This is a genomic window from Neolewinella aurantiaca (genome assembly GCF_008014675.1).
In the GTDB taxonomy this organism is placed as follows: domain Bacteria; phylum Bacteroidota; class Bacteroidia; order Chitinophagales; family Saprospiraceae; genus Neolewinella; species Neolewinella aurantiaca.
Window position 1 is genome coordinate 1 of record NZ_VOXD01000057.1, and the last position, 16987, is coordinate 16987.

At 52.9% G+C, this 16987-nt stretch carries 14 protein-coding genes; 11 read left to right on the forward strand and 3 right to left on the reverse strand.

The annotated features are described in order from the left end of the window. Positions 1 to 405: 405 nt before the first annotated feature. Positions 406 to 594 (forward strand): 30S ribosomal protein S21, encoded by a 189-nt coding sequence (rpsU, locus tag FUA23_RS21465; RefSeq protein ID WP_147932836.1) that lies wholly within the window; start codon positions 406 to 408, stop codon positions 592 to 594. 216 nt (positions 595 to 810) lie between these two features. Here rpsU and FUA23_RS21470 read toward each other — a convergent pair whose 3' ends face one another. Both FUA23_RS21470 and FUA23_RS21475 read right to left on the reverse strand, forming a co-directional pair. Further along, positions 811 to 1110: a hypothetical protein gene (locus tag FUA23_RS21470; protein WP_147932837.1), complete on the reverse strand. Its 300-nt coding sequence runs from the start codon at positions 1108 to 1110 to the stop codon at positions 811 to 813. A 43-nt stretch (positions 1111 to 1153) separates the two neighbouring features. Next, entirely contained in the window at positions 1154 to 1675 is a 522-nt protein-coding gene (locus tag FUA23_RS21475) for a hypothetical protein (RefSeq protein WP_147932838.1), read from the reverse strand. 401 nt (positions 1676 to 2076) lie between these two features. Here FUA23_RS21475 and FUA23_RS21480 point away from each other — a divergent pair, with 401 nt between their 5' ends. The 10 genes from FUA23_RS21480 (at position 2077) to ilvN (ending at position 15391) form a co-directional block, all read left to right on the forward strand. Beyond that, the gene (locus FUA23_RS21480) at positions 2077 to 3483 is read left to right on the forward strand and encodes a hypothetical protein (RefSeq protein WP_147932839.1); all 1407 of its coding nucleotides are present in this window, start codon (positions 2077 to 2079) and stop codon (positions 3481 to 3483) included. A gap of 150 nt (positions 3484 to 3633) precedes the next feature. After that, a complete protein-coding gene (locus FUA23_RS21485) occupies positions 3634 to 5808 on the forward strand; it encodes a bifunctional alpha,alpha-trehalose-phosphate synthase (UDP-forming)/trehalose-phosphatase (RefSeq protein WP_147932840.1) in 2175 nt (724 codons plus the stop codon). Positions 5809 to 6040: 232 nt separating this feature from the next. After that, complete coding sequence (locus tag FUA23_RS21490; RefSeq protein ID WP_147932841.1) at positions 6041 to 6817, forward strand: SDR family NAD(P)-dependent oxidoreductase; 777 nt, start codon at positions 6041 to 6043, stop codon at positions 6815 to 6817. Positions 6818 to 7024: 207 nt separating this feature from the next. Next, positions 7025 to 8278, forward strand: coding sequence for a diaminopimelate decarboxylase (lysA, locus tag FUA23_RS21495; protein WP_147932842.1), 1254 nt, complete (start codon positions 7025 to 7027; stop codon positions 8276 to 8278). Between the two features lie 116 nt (positions 8279 to 8394). Beyond that, positions 8395 to 9009: a hypothetical protein gene (locus tag FUA23_RS21500; protein ID WP_147932843.1), complete on the forward strand. Its 615-nt coding sequence runs from the start codon at positions 8395 to 8397 to the stop codon at positions 9007 to 9009. Between the two features lie 33 nt (positions 9010 to 9042). Next, positions 9043 to 9849 carry an MOSC domain-containing protein gene (locus FUA23_RS21505; protein ID WP_147932844.1) on the forward strand — a complete coding sequence of 269 codons (807 nt, stop codon included), beginning with the start codon at positions 9043 to 9045 and terminating at the stop codon, positions 9847 to 9849. Between the two features lie 215 nt (positions 9850 to 10064). Continuing rightward, positions 10065 to 10733 (forward strand): hypothetical protein, encoded by a 669-nt coding sequence (locus FUA23_RS21510; RefSeq protein WP_147932845.1) that lies wholly within the window; start codon positions 10065 to 10067, stop codon positions 10731 to 10733. A 372-nt stretch (positions 10734 to 11105) separates the two neighbouring features. Continuing rightward, entirely contained in the window at positions 11106 to 12788 is a 1683-nt protein-coding gene (ilvD, locus tag FUA23_RS21515; RefSeq protein WP_147932846.1) for a dihydroxy-acid dehydratase, read from the forward strand. A gap of 122 nt (positions 12789 to 12910) precedes the next feature. Continuing rightward, a complete protein-coding gene (gene ilvB, locus FUA23_RS21520) occupies positions 12911 to 14647 on the forward strand; it encodes a biosynthetic-type acetolactate synthase large subunit (protein ID WP_246144439.1) in 1737 nt (578 codons plus the stop codon). Between the two features lie 210 nt (positions 14648 to 14857). Next, the gene (gene ilvN, locus FUA23_RS21525; protein ID WP_147932848.1) at positions 14858 to 15391 is read left to right on the forward strand and encodes an acetolactate synthase small subunit; all 534 of its coding nucleotides are present in this window, start codon (positions 14858 to 14860) and stop codon (positions 15389 to 15391) included. Between the two features lie 101 nt (positions 15392 to 15492). Here ilvN and manA read toward each other — a convergent pair whose 3' ends face one another. Next, on the reverse strand, positions 15493 to 16755 hold the full coding sequence (gene manA, locus FUA23_RS21530) for a mannose-6-phosphate isomerase, class I (RefSeq protein ID WP_147932849.1): 1263 nt from the start codon (positions 16753 to 16755) through the stop codon (positions 15493 to 15495). Positions 16756 to 16987: the final 232 nt, after the last annotated feature.

Below are 16987 nucleotides of genomic sequence, written 5' to 3' on the forward strand. Positions count from 1 at the left end.
GCGGTTCCGTTACGTTCATCCTTACCACCAACGATCCCGCCGGGCCTTGTGAGGCCGTAAGCAACCAGGTGACGGTGGAGGTACTGAACGTGGATTGCGGATCTTTCTTCTGGGATGGGGAGTGATAAGTAAAGAAGTTCACCGTGTCGGTGGTTTTAGCGATTACACTTTCGCTTCATAACCACTTACATGATTTTTATGTGTTAGATTTTTTTCATGAGTAACATTTGCCCCCCGTACAATTTTGTATGGGGGTGTTTTTTTGTGCGACAAAAAGCAATGCAATAGAGTAGAGTCGATTACGCTGGCTAAGGCGTAGATTGTCAGTAATTTAATGAATAGGGGTTGTCCGTTTAAATACAAAGACGTATCTTTGCACTCCATTTCAAAAACAGATCCATCTAAATGCTGATCATCAACGTCCGTGAAGGAGAAAACATCGACCGCGCACTGAAGCGGTACAAGCGTAAATCTATCAACACCCGCGTCATCCGCGAGCTGCGTAACCGCCGGGAATTCACCAAGCCAAGCGTTCTGCGCCGCAAGGAGAAGCTCAAAGCTGCTTACCGTCTGGAGAAGTACGGCGAGCGCTAGGATTTACCAATTATTTCAAGATATAGTGGGCGTCAGGAGGCGTCCGCGCACCGTCAGAGGCGGCTGTTGGGTACTACCCGGCAGCCGCCTTTGCACTTTGACCCGGTGGCTGAGGGTTTTTTAACCCACTTTGCACCCGCGTCCGCGCCAAATTATTATCCTGACGGAACGTTGTGCTGTACGGACAAGGTCAGCCCCGAAGGCGGACTCAAAACGCTATGACTTCAGGGAAACTTTGAGGTCGATCATTGCTTTGCCTTCACCGCTACGGAATTTGAGGGTTTCAACGTCGAGTAGCGACAAGAGTGCCTTTGGGTCGGGTATACTTTGCGCGGACGCAGGTGCCGCAGCAGGTTCTTTGGGAGCATCGGACCCGGCACCAGACTTCAGGCTGTTGATGAAATCCATGATTCCCATATTGATCAGTTCGTCGCTGATGGCAATGGTTCCTTCGATTTTACTGCCGGCAAGGTCTTTGAAATTGGTATCGAAGAGATGTTTCTGTACAGGGTGCATAGTTGATGTAATGATCGGTTTTGAAAAAGGAGAGGGTAGTGGCTCACGCCGAAATCCTCAGCCGGACGACGAGTTGGTTGGGTTGCGAAGTCAGCCGGAGTTCTTTGATCAGCGGTACCAGTTTCTGGTGCCCGGCTGATGTGAGCAGGGCCGGAACGTGGAGGCGGAGGTGGTCGGAGGTGAGTTCAACTCCCCTGGGGAGTTTGTCGGCGATTTGGCGTTGCATCAGCTTGATGATCGGCTTGTCGAAAAGCTTGAAGCCATCGGTAATATCGAATTGGAGCCAGGGCTGATCGGGGAAAGATACTGCCGGACCTGGCCGCAGAGTAATTTTGCGGCGTACGTTGCCCACCACCGGTGCCTGTACCTGCAAATGAAGATTGACAAGATTACCGGCTTCGGGGTCCAGCAGTAGTTCTTCCACGGGAGTATCGGGCGGCCTTGCTGCCAGGATCTCGTTGAGGAAAGCCCGACCCAGGTTGAGGTCGATGGTGGCGTCGGTTCCTCCAATGTGTACTTCCGGGTTTTCGAGGATGGTGGCTAAAGGCTGGGGTAGTGCTGGCATGGGGGGAAGATAGGGCTGGTCGTGTAAACGCAGAGAAATTAAACTGTACGATGTGGAGCCAATCCGGGCGATTTACAACAGTAGGTACAACGTGAAATTCCGGGACGGTAATCCGGTGGTAAAACCTGCTACATCACATTAAGGTTCTCCGGCTGATCCATCTGATCTAAGTACCTAAAAGAAAAGTTAGCGCCGCTATGTCGTTTTCGGGCGAATTCGAGACATAAAATGCTAATAGGAGCATCTTATTACCGACATTAAAATCATCCGGATGGCGCACCAAATATTTCTTTCTTATCTTTGCCGCGCACTCACGGGAGTGCAAAAACCTGGTAATGCTCAAAGGAGCATTTCCAGGTTTCTTTTTACTACAACTGCCCCTGAGGGCGAAACCATAAATTATGTACGAGTTAAACGAGGCTTACAGCCAGCACCTTGAGGCAATTGCTGAAGCTATTCAGGCGAGCCCTAACCTGGCCAGCTATCTTGAAGAAGAAGAAGATCAGTTCTACGATGCGCTTAAACTGGAGTTTGAGCCTCAGATTGAAGCTGCTTACCAGCAAATGATCGACTTCAGCCCGCTGGAGATCGAATCTTTCGAGCGCAAGTTGCTCGACGAGCGTTTTGAAGGCCTCTTCCTTCCACGTATTTTAGGTTACGCGGTTCTGCGGGGAGAAATCACCGAGCACTACTACTACGCGCGGCAAAACAACCACTTCGGTGAAATCCTGAAGGCAATTGCTGCCAACAGTAACTTCGATCAACTCCGCAGCCGGATCGGGCAGAGCGTACAGTGTGGGTTTGCGCTGAGCAGTGACATCTTCGTTACCAACCTGGTGAATGAGGTTTCCAGCAAGCGTGTCCGCCAGTTTCTGCAGACGCAGCGCAGCAGCGATGCACGTACTATGGAAGGTCGCCGCCGCATCGAGCGGAGGTACCGCCGCCAGTTCAAGGGCCGCAACTACCACTACGCACCTTTCCCGCTTACTACCGCAGAACTGACTACCCTCAACAACGCACTGGTAGATTTTCTGCTCTTCCGCGTCGGAGGAGAACTGAACAACGATGCGCTGTTGCCGACCCTTCACCAGATGGTAACCCAGCCGGATTTTGCTGGCCGCAAGGAGATCCTGAAGCCGATGGCTATCTATGGAGCCTACTTTAACCCAAGTGAAGAACAGCTTCCGGAACTGAAAGCCGCGCTCAACCGCGAACGGAAGGCGAAGCCCGAAGAAACCAGTGACAATATCCTTGGTTTCATTCTGGAACTCAAGCAGAATTCTGGTTTCCGCTTTGGCCCGGAAGAAGAGCAGCGTTTAGGAACCATCGTAGACCGTAACATCGAGGATGACCTTACCGCTTACTTCAACCTGACCGATAAGATTCACGCAGAGGGCTTTGCCAGCGCAGATGTGCACGAGGCTATTCAGGAGGAACAGCCCCGCCACAGCGGACTGAGTAACTTCAACGAGAACATTCGTCAGACGATCTTCGGTTACTTCGAGAAACTCATGATTGGTCTTGGTACCAGAGAAGCGGACTACCGCCAGTGGTTCGAGATCACAGGGGTTCAGTTCCCTGCCTACATCAAGGTATTCGGTAACGAGAGCTTCAACCAGCAGCTGCGCGGCCTCGCGAAGAAGTACACCAAAGACCTGATTAAGGTGCACACCAACAAACGCGGGAAGGATTACCGGGACATCAAGAAAACCACGATGAGAACCTGGCAAGACTACGGCTTTATGACCGAAAAGCAACTCAAGGAGTTTTTCAAAACGCCACGCAAGAAGAAAGCTCCTGAGGCTTAGATCAATCCGCAGGTAATTATTTACAAAGTGTAAATAAACAAAGCATACTAAGGGCCGGTTTCTCTGATAGGGGAAGCTGGCCTTTGTTTTATGAGGTATATTTTGCTTCTTACCCAGGATTTCGATTACCGCACCCAACTCGCCACCTTTATGTCAAGACTCGTTATTATTTCTAACCGCCTTCCGATTACTATCAATCGTTCGGCCGGAGAACTGCATTATCACCCCAGCGCCGGAGGGCTGGCCACCGGGCTTAACTCGCTCGATGCCAGTTACAACAAACTCTGGATAGGGTGGCCGGGTGAAGACATAACGGATGAATGGGAAAAAGAAAGCGTTCGTACCGACCTGGCCAAACGAAATCTGGCTCCGGTTTTCCTTACACCCCGCGAGATTGATCTGTACTACGAAGGCTTCAGTAATAAAACGATCTGGCCGCACTTCCACTACTTTACGGAGTATACAGCGTACAACGATGACATGTGGGCTGCTTATCAGGAAGTGAACTTCAAGTTCTTTCAGGAAACAGAAAAGCACTTACGGGATGGAGATATGGTGTGGGTACATGATTACCAACTGATGCTTTTGCCGGCCTTGATCCGAGCCAGGTTTCCTAACATAAGTATCGGGTTCTTTTTACATATTCCTTTCCCCAGCTACGAAGTTTTTCGGATTTTACCCTGGCGCAAACAGATTCTCGATGGTTTGTTGGGAGCCGACCAGATCGGTTTCCACACTTTTGGGTACATGCGTCACTTCCTCTCCGCTGCCTACCGCCTCGTAGGGCACGAGCATAAATTCGGAAGGCTGTTCATCGAGGACCGGGAGGTCAACGTCGATGTTTTCCCGATGGGGATCAACTACGAAAAATACGCTCATCCGGACGTCAACGCCGAAACCGACAAAAGCAGCGGAGAAATCCGCCGCCTGCACGCCAGCCGTAAAATTGTGCTTAGCGTAGACCGGTTGGATTACACAAAGGGCATCCCGCATCGCGTGCGTGCTTTCGGGCGCTTCATACGCAACAACCCCGAGTACATCGGAAAGGTGAACCTGATCATGATCGTGGTTCCCAGCCGGGCAAATGTGGATCAGTACCAGAGCCTGAAACAGGAAGTAGATGTGCTTGTATCTCAAATCAACTCCGAATACGGAACGTTCGATTGGATGCCCGTTCATTACTACTACCGCAGCCTTAACTTCGCAGCCCTGACAACCCTGTACAAAGAAGCCGACATTGCGCTGATTACGCCTTTGCGTGACGGCATGAACCTGGTGGCAAAGGAGTACGTAGCCGCTAAAGAAGACTCTAAACAAGGTGTACTCATTTTGAGTGAAATGGCCGGAGCAGTTTATGAACTGAACGACGGGGCTATTACCGTAAACCCGCAAAGCCACCAGGATATTGAAAGCGCACTGCTCGAAGCTCTGGAAATGAGCGAAGAGGAACAGGCGCAGCGGATGACCACCATGCAGGCTAAACTGAAACGTTATGACGTGAAGCAGTGGGCTGCCAACTTTATTAACCAGCAACATAAACTTAAAGACAAAAACCGGATGGCAAATACTACCCATTTGAGCGGAGAACCACTGAAGGAAGTCAAGAAGCATTACGACGACGCAAACGAAAGACTCCTCTTCATCGATTACGACGGAACCCTCATGGGCTTTCACGAAGACCCCCAGGCAGTAAGCCCCGACGAAGAAGTACTCTCCATCCTTAGTGGCTTTGCCGCCGACCCGAAGAATAACGTTGTCATTAACTCCGGCCGCGACAAAAAGACCCTGGAAAAATGGTTGGGCCACCTCGACGTCGAAATGGCCGCCGAACACGGCGTATGGATGAAAGAAGGTGGGGAATGGCAACTCAACCCGAATGTGGTTGATGGCTGGATGCCGAAAGTGCGCGAACTACTGGAAAATCTGGTAGCACGCACCCCAGGTTCTTTCATCGAAACCAAAGATTACAGCCTGGCGTGGCACTACCGCGGCATCGACCGCGACCTCGGGCAGAAACGTGTCCGCGAATTCCGGGATATGCTGACTTACCTCATCCAAAACCAGGACCTGCAAGTGCTGGAAGGCAATAAGGTAGTAGAAATCAAAAACGCCGGTGTCAACAAAGGCAAGGCCACGAGCCACTTCGTACAGAAGAAAAACTGGGATTTCGTTCTCGGTATCGGCGACGACGCCACCGATGAAGACATCTTCACGGCGCTGCCCGAAAACGGAGTGAGCATTAAGGTAGGTGCTGACCGCACGGCGGCAAAATACAAGCTCAGCGGTGTGTCTGAAGTACGGAAATTCTTCAAGCGTTTGCTCTAGCTCTGCAGCCTTCCCAGCGTAGGCCACCGACTGATACGGACAACGATGTCCGGCTCTACGCTGAATCGTTCATGAGAAATAACCATAGTCGTTTGCCCGGTTTTACTTCCCAGCCAGAGCACCTTCTCCGCACGGAGAAGGTGCTCTGTTATAAAGTGGTACTCTGTGGCGAAGCGGTGGCCTGCGGAAAGAACCATTAGACCCTTCACTACGTCTTAGTGCAAAATCTGATATGAAAAACACAGGATTAGTAACCGGTGCATCCTCGGGCATAGGAAAAGAATTAGCGCGCATCCATGCCGAGAAAGGCAACGATCTGGTTATCGTAGCCCGCCGTGAAGACGAACTTAACGAACTGAAGCAGGAGCTCGAAAGCAGGTGCAATGTGGAGGTTTATGTAATAGCAAAGGACCTGACGGCCCCCGATGCCTGCCAGGAAATTTTCGATGAAGTCAGTGCCGCAGGCATTGAGGTGGATTACCTGTTCAATAACGCCGGCTTCGGCGGCCGCGGAAAGTTCTGGGAGCAAAAGCTGGAGGCCCAAACGGGAATGATCGATCTCAACGTTCAGGCACTCGTTAAGCTCACTTATCTGTTTCTCCCCGGGATGATCGCCCGAAAGAAAGGCCGCGTTCTGCACACCTCGAGTACGGCTGCGTTTATGCCCGGACCGCTGCAAGCCGTTTACTTTGCCTCGAAAGCGTTCGTCAATTCCTTCAGCAAGGCCGTCGCCTACGAGTTGGAAGGTACCGGTGTAACCATGACGGCTCTCTGCCCGGGAGCGGTAAAGACGGAGTTTGCCGAAACCGCTGGCTTTAGTGACAATCACAGCATGTTTGCCTCCGGCAAAACACCCCGCTATACCGCCGAGAAAGGCTACGCAGCCATGGAAAACGGCAAACTGGAAGTGATAACGGAGTTTGGCCTGAAGGTGATGATCAAAGCTGGTTTGCCCCTCACGCCCGATCGCATCGGGATGGGGCAAATAGCCAAAATGCAGTCCGAGTAAAAAAAAACGAATGTGCATGCTTCGGGAAAGCTGATGCACGCGATCAGGAGCTCTGAACCGTAGTTTCCCGACTACTCCTGCGCTGTTGTTGCAACTTTCCTCGCTCCTCAAAGCGTATCTTTGCACCTGCGGCCGCGCCCAATTGCTTTTTTAAACCCCAAACAGATGAGGGGCCGGCAGCAAAATTGAATTACGAAAAACCAAACCATGACTTTACAAGAAGGCCGCTACCAGATTGGTGGAGCGGATGCACTGGAAATTGTTGAGCGCTTCGGCGCACCTGTTTACGTATACGATGCCGCTACGATGAAACGGCAGTATAAACGCATGACCAGTGCCTTCAGTAAAGTCAAACGCCTGCGCATCAATTTTGCCTGTAAGGCGCTCACCAACCTCAACGTTCTGCGCGTATTCCGCGAACTGGGCAGTGGCCTCGATACGGTCTCGATCCAGGAAGTGGAGATGGGCCTGCTGGCGGGTTTCGAGCCGCACGACATCCTCTTTACGCCAAACTGCGTCAGCCTCGATGAGATTTCTCAGGCCGTAGCCAAAGGCGTCCGGATCAACATCGACAACATCGAGATCCTGGAGCAATTCGGAGACCGCCACCCGGAAGTTCCGGTGTGTATCCGCATCAACCCGCACATCATGGCGGGCGGAAACTCCAAAATCAGCGTTGGCCACATCGACTCCAAATTCGGCATCAGCATCCATCAGGTACCGCACGTCCTGAAGGTGGTGGAAGCCATGAACCTGAAGATCGAAGGCCTTCACATGCACACCGGGTCCGACATCTACGATGCGCAGGTTTTCCTCCGCGCCGTAGAGATTCTCCTCTCCGCCGCTGCGGATTTCCCTGATCTGGATTACCTCGACTTTGGCTCCGGCTTCAAAGTGCCCTACAAAGAGGGCGGCATTGCAACCGACATCGAAGACCTGGGCGAACAGCTCGGAGACCGCTTCAACGAATTCTGCGGAGAATACGGCCGCGACCTCGAACTGATGTTCGAGCCCGGCAAGTTCCTCGTGAGCGAAGCGGGGTACTTCCTCGTGAAAACCAATGTAGTGAAAACCACCACTGCCTCCGTCTTCGCCGGCGTGGACTCCGGCCTGAATCACCTGATTCGTCCGATGTTTTACGAAGCATACCACCACATCACCAACCTGAGCAATCCTGGCGGCAAAACCCGGATTTACAACGTGGTTGGTTACATCTGCGAAACGGACACCTTCGGCATCAACCGCCAACTGAGCGAAGTGCGGGAGGGCGACATCCTCGCGATGGCCAACGCCGGAGCCTACAGCTTCATGATGGCCAGCAACTATAACAGCCGTTTCCGCCCCGCGGAAGTGATGGTGATCGACGGCGAAGCCCACCTCATTCGCCGCCGTGAAACGATGGAGGACCTGCTGGGCACACAGGTAGACCTGAACGTGCTGAAAGAAAGCGTGCCGGCGTAGAAGTTCCCGGTTTTGAAAACAAGCATTGTCCCCATATCTTCTTAGCAGAGGATGTGGGGACATTTTTTTGAGGCAGCAAGGGACCTGATTGGTTCGTTAGGGATAAAAACACCACAATGAAATTTCTATTACCTCTGCTATTTATGCAGTTCCTGTGCGTGAAGTGCTTTCCGTGGGACGACTGCGACGGAGCCGACCTGATCTGCGACCAACTACTGCCGGTCCGCCCGGAACTAAACGAAGTTGTTGCTTACGAAGACGGCGAAGCTGTTACCTACGGCTTTGAAGACTCCAATACGACGCATAACATCCTTGCTTTCAGGACAGAATTTGAAGCCGGAACAAGTCAGCGGTGTCAGGACGAGATCAATGCTGGTTTTTCTATTCAGGGAGGAGAAGAGGCGGGGTTTTCCCTGAGTCTGTCTACCGATGTTTTTAACCGGAACGTACTTCACTTCAGCTTCACCTTTGTTGATGCTTTTGGCCCGTCAAATACCGAGACATTCGAGGTGATCTTTGATGAATCCGGTACGGGAGGCGTTCTTTCTCCATTCTCGTCGCGAACAATTTCTGATACATTACTGGTGGGAAACACTTACGAGGATGTACTTCTGGTAGAAATCCCGACAGCGGAAGAAGCAGGGCAGGTGAGCGCTTTTTATTACAGCAAAACAGACGGCCTGTTGCGCGTTGAACGAATAGATCAGGCTGCATTTATCCGGATCGATTAAAGCGTTGTACTTTGGCGGCCAAACATTATTCGAATGCACATTCATCAACTATACCGCTATCCCGTCAAATCTCTGGGCGGGCAGTCCGTGGCATCTCTCCAACCTGAAATCAGAGGTTTTGCGGACGACCGCCGCTGGATGTTCATCGAGCCGAACGGACAGTTCATTTCGCGGCGGGCGGTACCGACGATGTGCGAATTTGCGGCCGAAGTACACGATGATGAGCTGTGTTTTGTCCGCATTTCGGACGGAAGCATTCTGGGCGCGGTCGCAGGTGCAAGGAACGGTGAAAAACAGGTGGACGTAACCGTCTGGGACGACTCCCTGACGGCCACTCTCATCGAAGACGCGGGCATTCCTGCCATCGCCACAGGCCTTGGTATTCCCGGCGCAAGGCTGGTGTACATGACCTCCGAAGATCACCGCCCGGTAGATGCCCGCTTTGCTAAAGATGGAGAGGAAGTCTCTTTCGCCGATGGCTTTCCTTACCTGGTCACCTCTACGGCCAGCCTCGACGATCTTTCCGGAAGGGTAGGGGAAAACCTGGACGAACGCCGCTTCCGGCCCAACATCATCGTCAAAAACGATGTCCCTTTCGACGAAGACAACTGGACGGGCCTGAAGATCGGTACTCACCGGTTCCGTCTTCCCAAACCTTGCGCCCGTTGCATCATGATTACGCAGGAGCCGGATACCGGAGCGCGCAACCTCCGCGTGCTGGCCGAGCTGTCTGCCTATCGTAAAGTCGGGAACAAAGTGATGTTCGGGATGAATGCCTGCTGGGAAGGCGGTGTAGATCACGTAAAGGTGGGCGACCCGGTTTCGGTGGAGGATCGGTGAGCCTGGTTGACGCAGCCTTTGGCTGCGAGCGGTCGCAGCGCTCTTTCGGGCACAAGGTGTATAAGAGCTTGTAGCCGGAGGCTAAGCCGGACACTTGCTTCCGACGGTCCCATTAACCTCCCCCTGCACCTGCGGCCGCGCCCGGATCATCTAAAACGAGGACGCACGAAAATATCCCGGTAACGGTGCCGTTTATCCCGTAAATAACTACCCCAATGATGCGTAATTACTTTCTTCTGTTCACGCTTTTAGGCGGCCTTTCCCTCCATGCTCAGTTTGGTATTCAGACAACCGCCACCTTTAACCAGGGCAGCGATGTTTTCGTGACCGGCTCCGGAGAAGTGCCCGGCTTCGACTATGACCCCGGAGTAGAGCTGGCTTTGAACTACTGGTTTCGGTTGCCCAAGCAGCGGATTGAATTCTTACCGACCGTTTACCTCAATACCGCAAAGGTGGAGGACACAGACCTGCGGCTGAATGAGTACGGTGCACAAATGAAAGTCAATATCTATCCTTTTGATTTTCTGGGCGACTGCGACTGCCCAACCTTCGGAAAACAGGGGCCGCAACTACAAAAAGGATTCTTCCTGCAGCTTACTGCTGGGTATGCCCTCTATGACCTGGACTTTCCGGATGATTTTCCGGTAGAAACGGACAGCCGGGAGAGTGGATTTACCTATGGCGGAGGTATAGGGATGGATATAGGTTTGAGCAACCTGGTAACCCTGACGCCCGTGGCGGGTGTCCGGAGGGGAACCAGCCAGTATACCGGGATAATCGTTACCGACGTAAACGGGGAGGGCCTTGAAACCCTGGATTCGAAATTAACCACCTTTTACGCCGGCCTTCAGCTTTCCTTCCGGCTGGACCACAAGCGGTATTGAGCCGGGCTTATCCATGGTTCCTTTGCCTGATGCCGGAAATCGGACATAAGAGTTCGGTCAAAATGGCTTTTGGGGCGCTGTCGGTCATTCCCTGGCCTGCTGGTTATTCATGAAAAGCTGAGTACTCAAAAGCCTTGTTTGCCATCGTAATACCGGCCCAACCCGGATTTGGTCGCTTGATGCAGTGCTGTACCTTAGAGGCATCAAGCAATAATTCTATGTCTGGTCTGCTTCCTTTTGTGGTTCTTATCCTTCTTGTGTTGGTCGTCGTACCCACACTTATCAGGAAAGCCGCGTAAGCCAACGCATACCGACGAAGCCGCTTTCCTCCTTAACCGGGAAAGCGGCTTTTCTTTTATCCCCAACCCTTAGATGGCACATAAATTAAACAAGTACAGCAAAAACGTAACCAGCAACCCCGAGCAGCCCGCCGCCCGCGCTATGCTTTACGCAACGGGCATGAGTGATGCGGATATGGAGAAAGCTCAGGTCGGTATTGTATCCACCGGCTGGGAAGGTAACCCCTGTAACATGCACCTCAACGGGCTTGCAACCGATGTGAAGGCAAGTATAAACGCTAAAGACGAACTGATCGGACTGATTTACCACACCATCGGTGTTTCGGATGGCATCAGTATGGGAACAGACGGTATGCGCTTCAGCCTGCCCAGCCGCGACGTTATTGCCGACAGCGTAGAGACCGTAGCTGGCGCCCAGTGGTACGACGGCCTGGTAACGGTAGTTGGTTGCGATAAGAATATGCCGGGGGCTATGATCGGCATCTCCCGTCTTAACCGTCCTGCAATCCTGCTCTACGGTGGCACGATCAGCCCCGGCTGCTACGAAGAAGAAAAACTGGACATCGTTTCTGCCTTCGAGGTACTCGGGAAATACCGCACAGGCGAGGTGGACGAAACCAAATATAAGGGTGTTATCCGCCACGCCTGCCCCGGTTCCGGAGCCTGTGGTGGTATGTACACCGCCAACACAATGGCCACCGCCATCGAGGCGATGGGAATGTCATTACCCTACAACTCTTCCATCCCCGCCAACTCGGCAGATAAGGCTGCTGACTGCAAACGCATCGGCGACTATATGCTCAACCTGCTGAAAAAAGACATTAAGCCGAGCGATATCCTGACGCGTAAATCCTTCGAAAATGCGATGGTAACCATCACTGCGCTCGGTGGATCCACCAACGCTGTACTTCACCTCCTGGCGATGAGCCACGCGGCGGGGCTGGACATTACCATCGATGACTTTCAGAAAATAAGCGATCGGGTTCCTTTCATTGCGGACTTGAAGCCTTCGGGTAAATACGTGATGGAAGACCTTTACTACGTTGGCGGCGTGCCGGCGGTGATGAAAGAACTCCTCAAACAGGGCCTTCTTCACGGCGACTGCATGACCGTAACGGGCAAAACCCTCGCGGAGAACCTGGCCGAGGCCGAGCCGCTAAAAGAAGGACAGCAGATCATCAAGCCTTTCGAGCAGCCGATCAAAGAAACCGGCCACCTGCGCATTCTGTACGGTAACCTGGCTACCGAAGGCTCCGTCGCTAAGATCACGGGCAAAGAGGGCCTCCACTTTATGGGGCCAGCCAAAGTCTACAACTCTGAATTGGAAGCAAACCAGGCACTTAGCCGCCGCGAGGTTAAGGAAGGAGACGTAGTAGTGATTCGTTATTCCGGCCCGCAGGGCGGGCCCGGGATGCCAGAAATGCTGAAACCGACAAGTGAGGTTATGGGACAGGGACTGGGTAAAAAGGTCGCACTCATCACCGATGGCCGTTTTAGCGGTGGCACGCACGGCTTCGTTGTGGGCCACATTAGCCCGGAAGCTCAGGTGGGCGGCCTCATCGGTTTGCTCGAGGACGGAGATATTATCCGCATTGATGCCGAAAAGAACATCCTGGAAGCAGAGCTGGATGAGGCGACGATTGCAGAGCGCCGTGCAGAGTGGTCAGCTCCTGTTTCACGGGCTACCCACGGTGTACTCAAAAAGTATGCCAAGCTGGTGAGCAGTGCTTCTCTGGGCTGCGTAACCGATCTATAATCAAAAAGCCTGCGTGATGGGGTAGTAGTGGTATTAAGCAATACCGGCACTTCTGGTCCGATGTGCATACGTCGCAGCAAACAAAGAATCTTGAAAAGCAAAGTGAAATGAATACAACGCTTATGAAACCTTCTCCAAACGGCCAGACGCCAACCTCCACGCGTATGTCAGGCGCTCACGCGTTGTTACAGTGTTTGGTCAACGAAGGAGTAGATACGATATTCGGTTATCCCGGCGGAGCAATCATGCCGGTCTATGATGCATTGATCGATTTTGAAAAAGAGATTACCCACATTCTGCCCCGACACGAACAGGGAGCAATTCATGCTGCCGAAGGGTACGCCCGTATCAAACGTAAAACCGGTGTTTGTATGGCAACCTCCGGCCCCGGTGCCACCAACCTGATTACCGGCCTTTGCGACGCTCAGCTGGACTCATTACCCGTTGTTGCTATTACCGGACAGGTGCCGGGCTTTCTGCTGGGAAGCGATGCTTTTCAGGAAGTCGACGTTATCAACTCTACTATACCCGTAACGAAGTGGAATTACCAGATCTGCGATCCTAAAGACATCGGTTGGGTTTTCAAGAAAGCGTTCCACATCGCTAATACCGGGCGTCCGGGGCCGGTACTGATTGACATCACGAAGGATGCTCAGTTGGCAATGATCGATTTTGTGTATCCCGAGACCTGCGAAATCCGTAGCTACGTCCCCTACAACCGCCCCCGTACGAAAGCGCTGGAGGCTGCAGCAGAACTGATCAATAAGGCCGAACGCCCGATGATTCTGGCGGGACACGGCATCCACATCGCTCACGCGCAAACGGTTTTCCGTGAGTTCGTAGAGAAAACGGGAATTCCCGTGGGTGTTACCTGCCACGGCCTGTCTACTCTGCCCAACGACCATGAGCTGTTTACGGGGATGCTGGGAATGCACGGCAACTACGGCCCTAACTTCCTGCAGAATGAAGCTGATGTCGTCATCGCAATCGGTATGCGGTTCGATGACCGCGTAACGGGGAGACTCGATAAATACCTCCCCGACGCGAAGGTCGTTCACATCGAAGTCGATCCCGCCGAGCTAAACAAGAACGTAAAAGCCGCTGCTCCCATTCTTGGCGATGCCAAAGAGGTACTGGAAAAACTCCTCCCGCTGGTTGAAAAGAAAGCCTATCCGGAGTGGGTAGGGCGGTTTAAAGAATGTGACCGCGTCGAGAACGAGCGTGTAATTGAAGACGCCATCAATCCTACTGCCGACGGGCAGATACGGATGGGACAGGCTATTCGTGAGGTGAGCAACCAGACCAACGGCCAGGCGATAGTCTGTACTGATGTTGGCCAGCACCAGATGATGGCCGCCCGTTACTACGAATTCAAAGGGCACGACCAGTGGGTCAGTTCCGGCGGAGCCGGAACGATGGGCTACGGTCTGCCGGCCGCCTTCGGCGCCAAATATGCTGATCCATCACGCCAGTGTGTCGCTTTTATCGGGGATGGCGGCTTCCAGATGACACTGCAGGAACTGGGCCTGTGTGCCCAGTGGAATGTTGCCGTAAAGATCGTTTTGCTGGACAACAATTACCTCGGTATGGTTCGGCAGTGGCAGGAGCTCTTCCACAACGAGCGTTACAGTTCTGTGGAACTGGTCAATCCGGACTTCGTTACCATCGCCAAGGGCTTCGGAGTTGCCGGCCGCTCCATCAGTAACCCTGAAGATGTGAAAGCAGGCATCGCCGAAATGCTGGCTCACGATGGGCCGTACCTTTTACATCTCCAAACGGTAAAGATGGACAACGTCTTCCCCATGGTGCCTTCGGGCAAATCCGTTGGAGAGGTCATCCTTGGCCCCGAAGACCTTTAACCGAATCGTTGATTTGGTGAGTGATTGAGTAGGCACCGTAGGAAACACCGCCTCCCCCGGGTGACTAGACTATTCCACGAATTTCAGCTGTAACCAGGACCTGCTGAACAACGCTTGCGCAACCCGGCCGGGGAGTGATAGCAAAACAAGCGGCTGGTGCCGCAGTACTCTGGTAACGGGCCAACTCATCATCCCGAAAATTTAAAAAAAATGACTTCAAAGAACTATACCATAACGGTCTTCACCGAGGATCAATCCGGCCTCCTTTCCCGGGTGGTGGGCATATTCAACCGCCGCAACATAAATATTGCCAGCCTGACGACCAGCCAGAGCAGTGATCCCACCATTCATCGTTTTACGATTGTGGTGAACGTGACGGAAGAAATGGTAATTAAACTGGTCGCACAGCTCGATAAACAGGTTGACGTACTGAAGGCCTTTTACTACGATGACCAGGAAATCGTTTACCAGGAAATCGGTCTTTATAAAGTTCCCTTCAAGGTGTTCAGTAACGGAGATGTAGTGGAGCAGATCATCCGCAAGCACAACGCGAGAGTGTTGTTGATTGAGTCGGAATTTGTCGTGATCGAAAAAACCGGACACGAAGAAGAAACGACCGCTTTACTGGAAGAACTGAAGCAGTTCGGTATATACGAGTTCGTCCGTTCCGGGCGGGTAGCCATCGTTAAACCAATGGAAATGCTCAACAATTACCTTGCAACGCAGGCAACCGCGGCGGAATAGCGCTTTCTGCCCCTGAACGGGAGACACATTGGCCCCGGCCCGGTTGCGTGATGTTCGTACCCTTGTGCCTGAGCGGGCCGGCGGTTTCGGCGGGCAGGCTATCAAATGTCCGAAACGTGGTGACCAATTCCTCCGGGGGTGTAAGGATCATCGGCTGGCCCTACTTCTGCGCGATAAACGACGGTATTCTCTCCAACTTCAAAGGTGATGTTAAGTCCGGCAGGAACGAAAGCTATCCGTTGGCGACGGTTTAATTCGATGTCGAGGCGATCCCCGGAAATGCTTCCTTTCTGCAGGAACAGGATAGATGGCCCCCTGCTTGTGTCTACGGTCAGGTAATCATCTTCCTGTAGTTTTGCGACCGAGAGGGCAAAATCCGGAGCCGGGGTTTTGTACCGCATCCAGGTATCTTCTTCGTCTTCGGAGACGGGCGTGAGGATGTCCGGGTTGACGGGTTCGCAGGACGTATGCTTGAGGAGTTCGGTCACGTCGATGTGCTTAGGCGTCAGCCCTCCCCGTAGAACATTGTCGCTGTTCGCCATTAGTTCTATGCAGGTTCCCTGCAGGTAGGCGTGCGGGATGCCGGCGTCCTGAAAAATACCTTCTCCCGGCCGGAGGTGAACGATGTTGAGCCAGTAGAGACTGAATATACCCCGGTCGTGGTGGCCGTCTTTGCTGTAACGCTCCACGGCTCTTGCTGCCCAAAAAGCAGGGTATTCGCGCCCGTGTTCCTGTTTCGGGCCGAGGCCGTCGATAATAGGTTGCAGCATACGATCGATGTACTCCTGGTCGGCTTCCATTACGTGGCGGTACAGCCCTTCGACTCCCCCTTTTTGCAGAATGGGGATCAACGATGCCCATCCCGGAATGTAGCGGCACATCCGGTGGATCTCGGCGATGGGCCGGAAACCATGCAGGAGGTAGAAGTCGGTCAGGGCGACGCCCAGTTCCGGCTTGTGGTTGTCGTCCCGGTAATTCCGGTTAGGAGCGGTGATCGCCGGACCGTTCATCTCTTCGTAGGCGAAACCTTCCTCGGCGGCTTTTTTGTTTGGGTGTACCTGAATGGAGAGCATCTCACGAACATCGAGCACTTTGAACAGGAAGGGGAGTTTCCCGCCGAAGCGATGCGCCACGGCTTCGCCGAGCATGTCGACGGGGCCTGCTTCAATGGCGTTGGACAGCGTTTCGGAACTACCCGAGATCACAGCAGGGCCTTTGGGGTGCGCGCCTACCCACAGTTCAGCAACGGGTTTTCGTTCAGTATTGAGCTGGCCAAGCAACTGAGGAAGAAATTTGTAGCCTCCCCAGGCATAATGTTGAAGTACTCCGTCAAGGAGGAAAGGTTTATTTGTCTCTGCCGACATTTGTAACTAAGCGTTTTCCGTTCTGAATAAGAAAAGGCAAAGTTAGCAAACAATTCGGCGCAAACGCAGACCTGTGTACAGACCGGTGATCTTTTCCGATAAGGCGCGGCCCTTTAAGTTTGTGCTGAGGCAATCGGCCTATACATAGAGAAAGCAAAAATGTGTAACTTGAATTGATGAGCCGCCGCCGTTAGGAGGATGGCGGTCATCAATCAAGCTACACATTCGTAAA

Coding starts and splice junctions, on each gene's coding strand:
- rpsU (WP_147932836.1), top strand. CDS start 406: ATGCTGATCATCAACGTCCGTGAAGGAGAAAACATCGACCGCGCACTG.
- FUA23_RS21470 (WP_147932837.1), bottom strand. CDS start 1,110: ATGCACCCTGTACAGAAACATCTCTTCGATACCAATTTCAAAGACCTT.
- FUA23_RS21475 (WP_147932838.1), bottom strand. CDS start 1,675: ATGCCAGCACTACCCCAGCCTTTAGCCACCATCCTCGAAAACCCGGAA.
- FUA23_RS21480 (WP_147932839.1), top strand. CDS start 2,077: ATGTACGAGTTAAACGAGGCTTACAGCCAGCACCTTGAGGCAATTGCT.
- FUA23_RS21485 (WP_147932840.1), top strand. CDS start 3,634: ATGTCAAGACTCGTTATTATTTCTAACCGCCTTCCGATTACTATCAAT.
- FUA23_RS21490 (WP_147932841.1), top strand. CDS start 6,041: ATGAAAAACACAGGATTAGTAACCGGTGCATCCTCGGGCATAGGAAAA.
- lysA (WP_147932842.1), top strand. CDS start 7,025: ATGACTTTACAAGAAGGCCGCTACCAGATTGGTGGAGCGGATGCACTG.
- FUA23_RS21500 (WP_147932843.1), top strand. CDS start 8,395: ATGAAATTTCTATTACCTCTGCTATTTATGCAGTTCCTGTGCGTGAAG.
- FUA23_RS21505 (WP_147932844.1), top strand. CDS start 9,043: ATGCACATTCATCAACTATACCGCTATCCCGTCAAATCTCTGGGCGGG.
- FUA23_RS21510 (WP_147932845.1), top strand. CDS start 10,065: ATGATGCGTAATTACTTTCTTCTGTTCACGCTTTTAGGCGGCCTTTCC.
- ilvD (WP_147932846.1), top strand. CDS start 11,106: ATGGCACATAAATTAAACAAGTACAGCAAAAACGTAACCAGCAACCCC.
- ilvB (WP_246144439.1), top strand. CDS start 12,911: ATGAAACCTTCTCCAAACGGCCAGACGCCAACCTCCACGCGTATGTCA.
- ilvN (WP_147932848.1), top strand. CDS start 14,858: ATGACTTCAAAGAACTATACCATAACGGTCTTCACCGAGGATCAATCC.
- manA (WP_147932849.1), bottom strand. CDS start 16,755: ATGTCGGCAGAGACAAATAAACCTTTCCTCCTTGACGGAGTACTTCAA.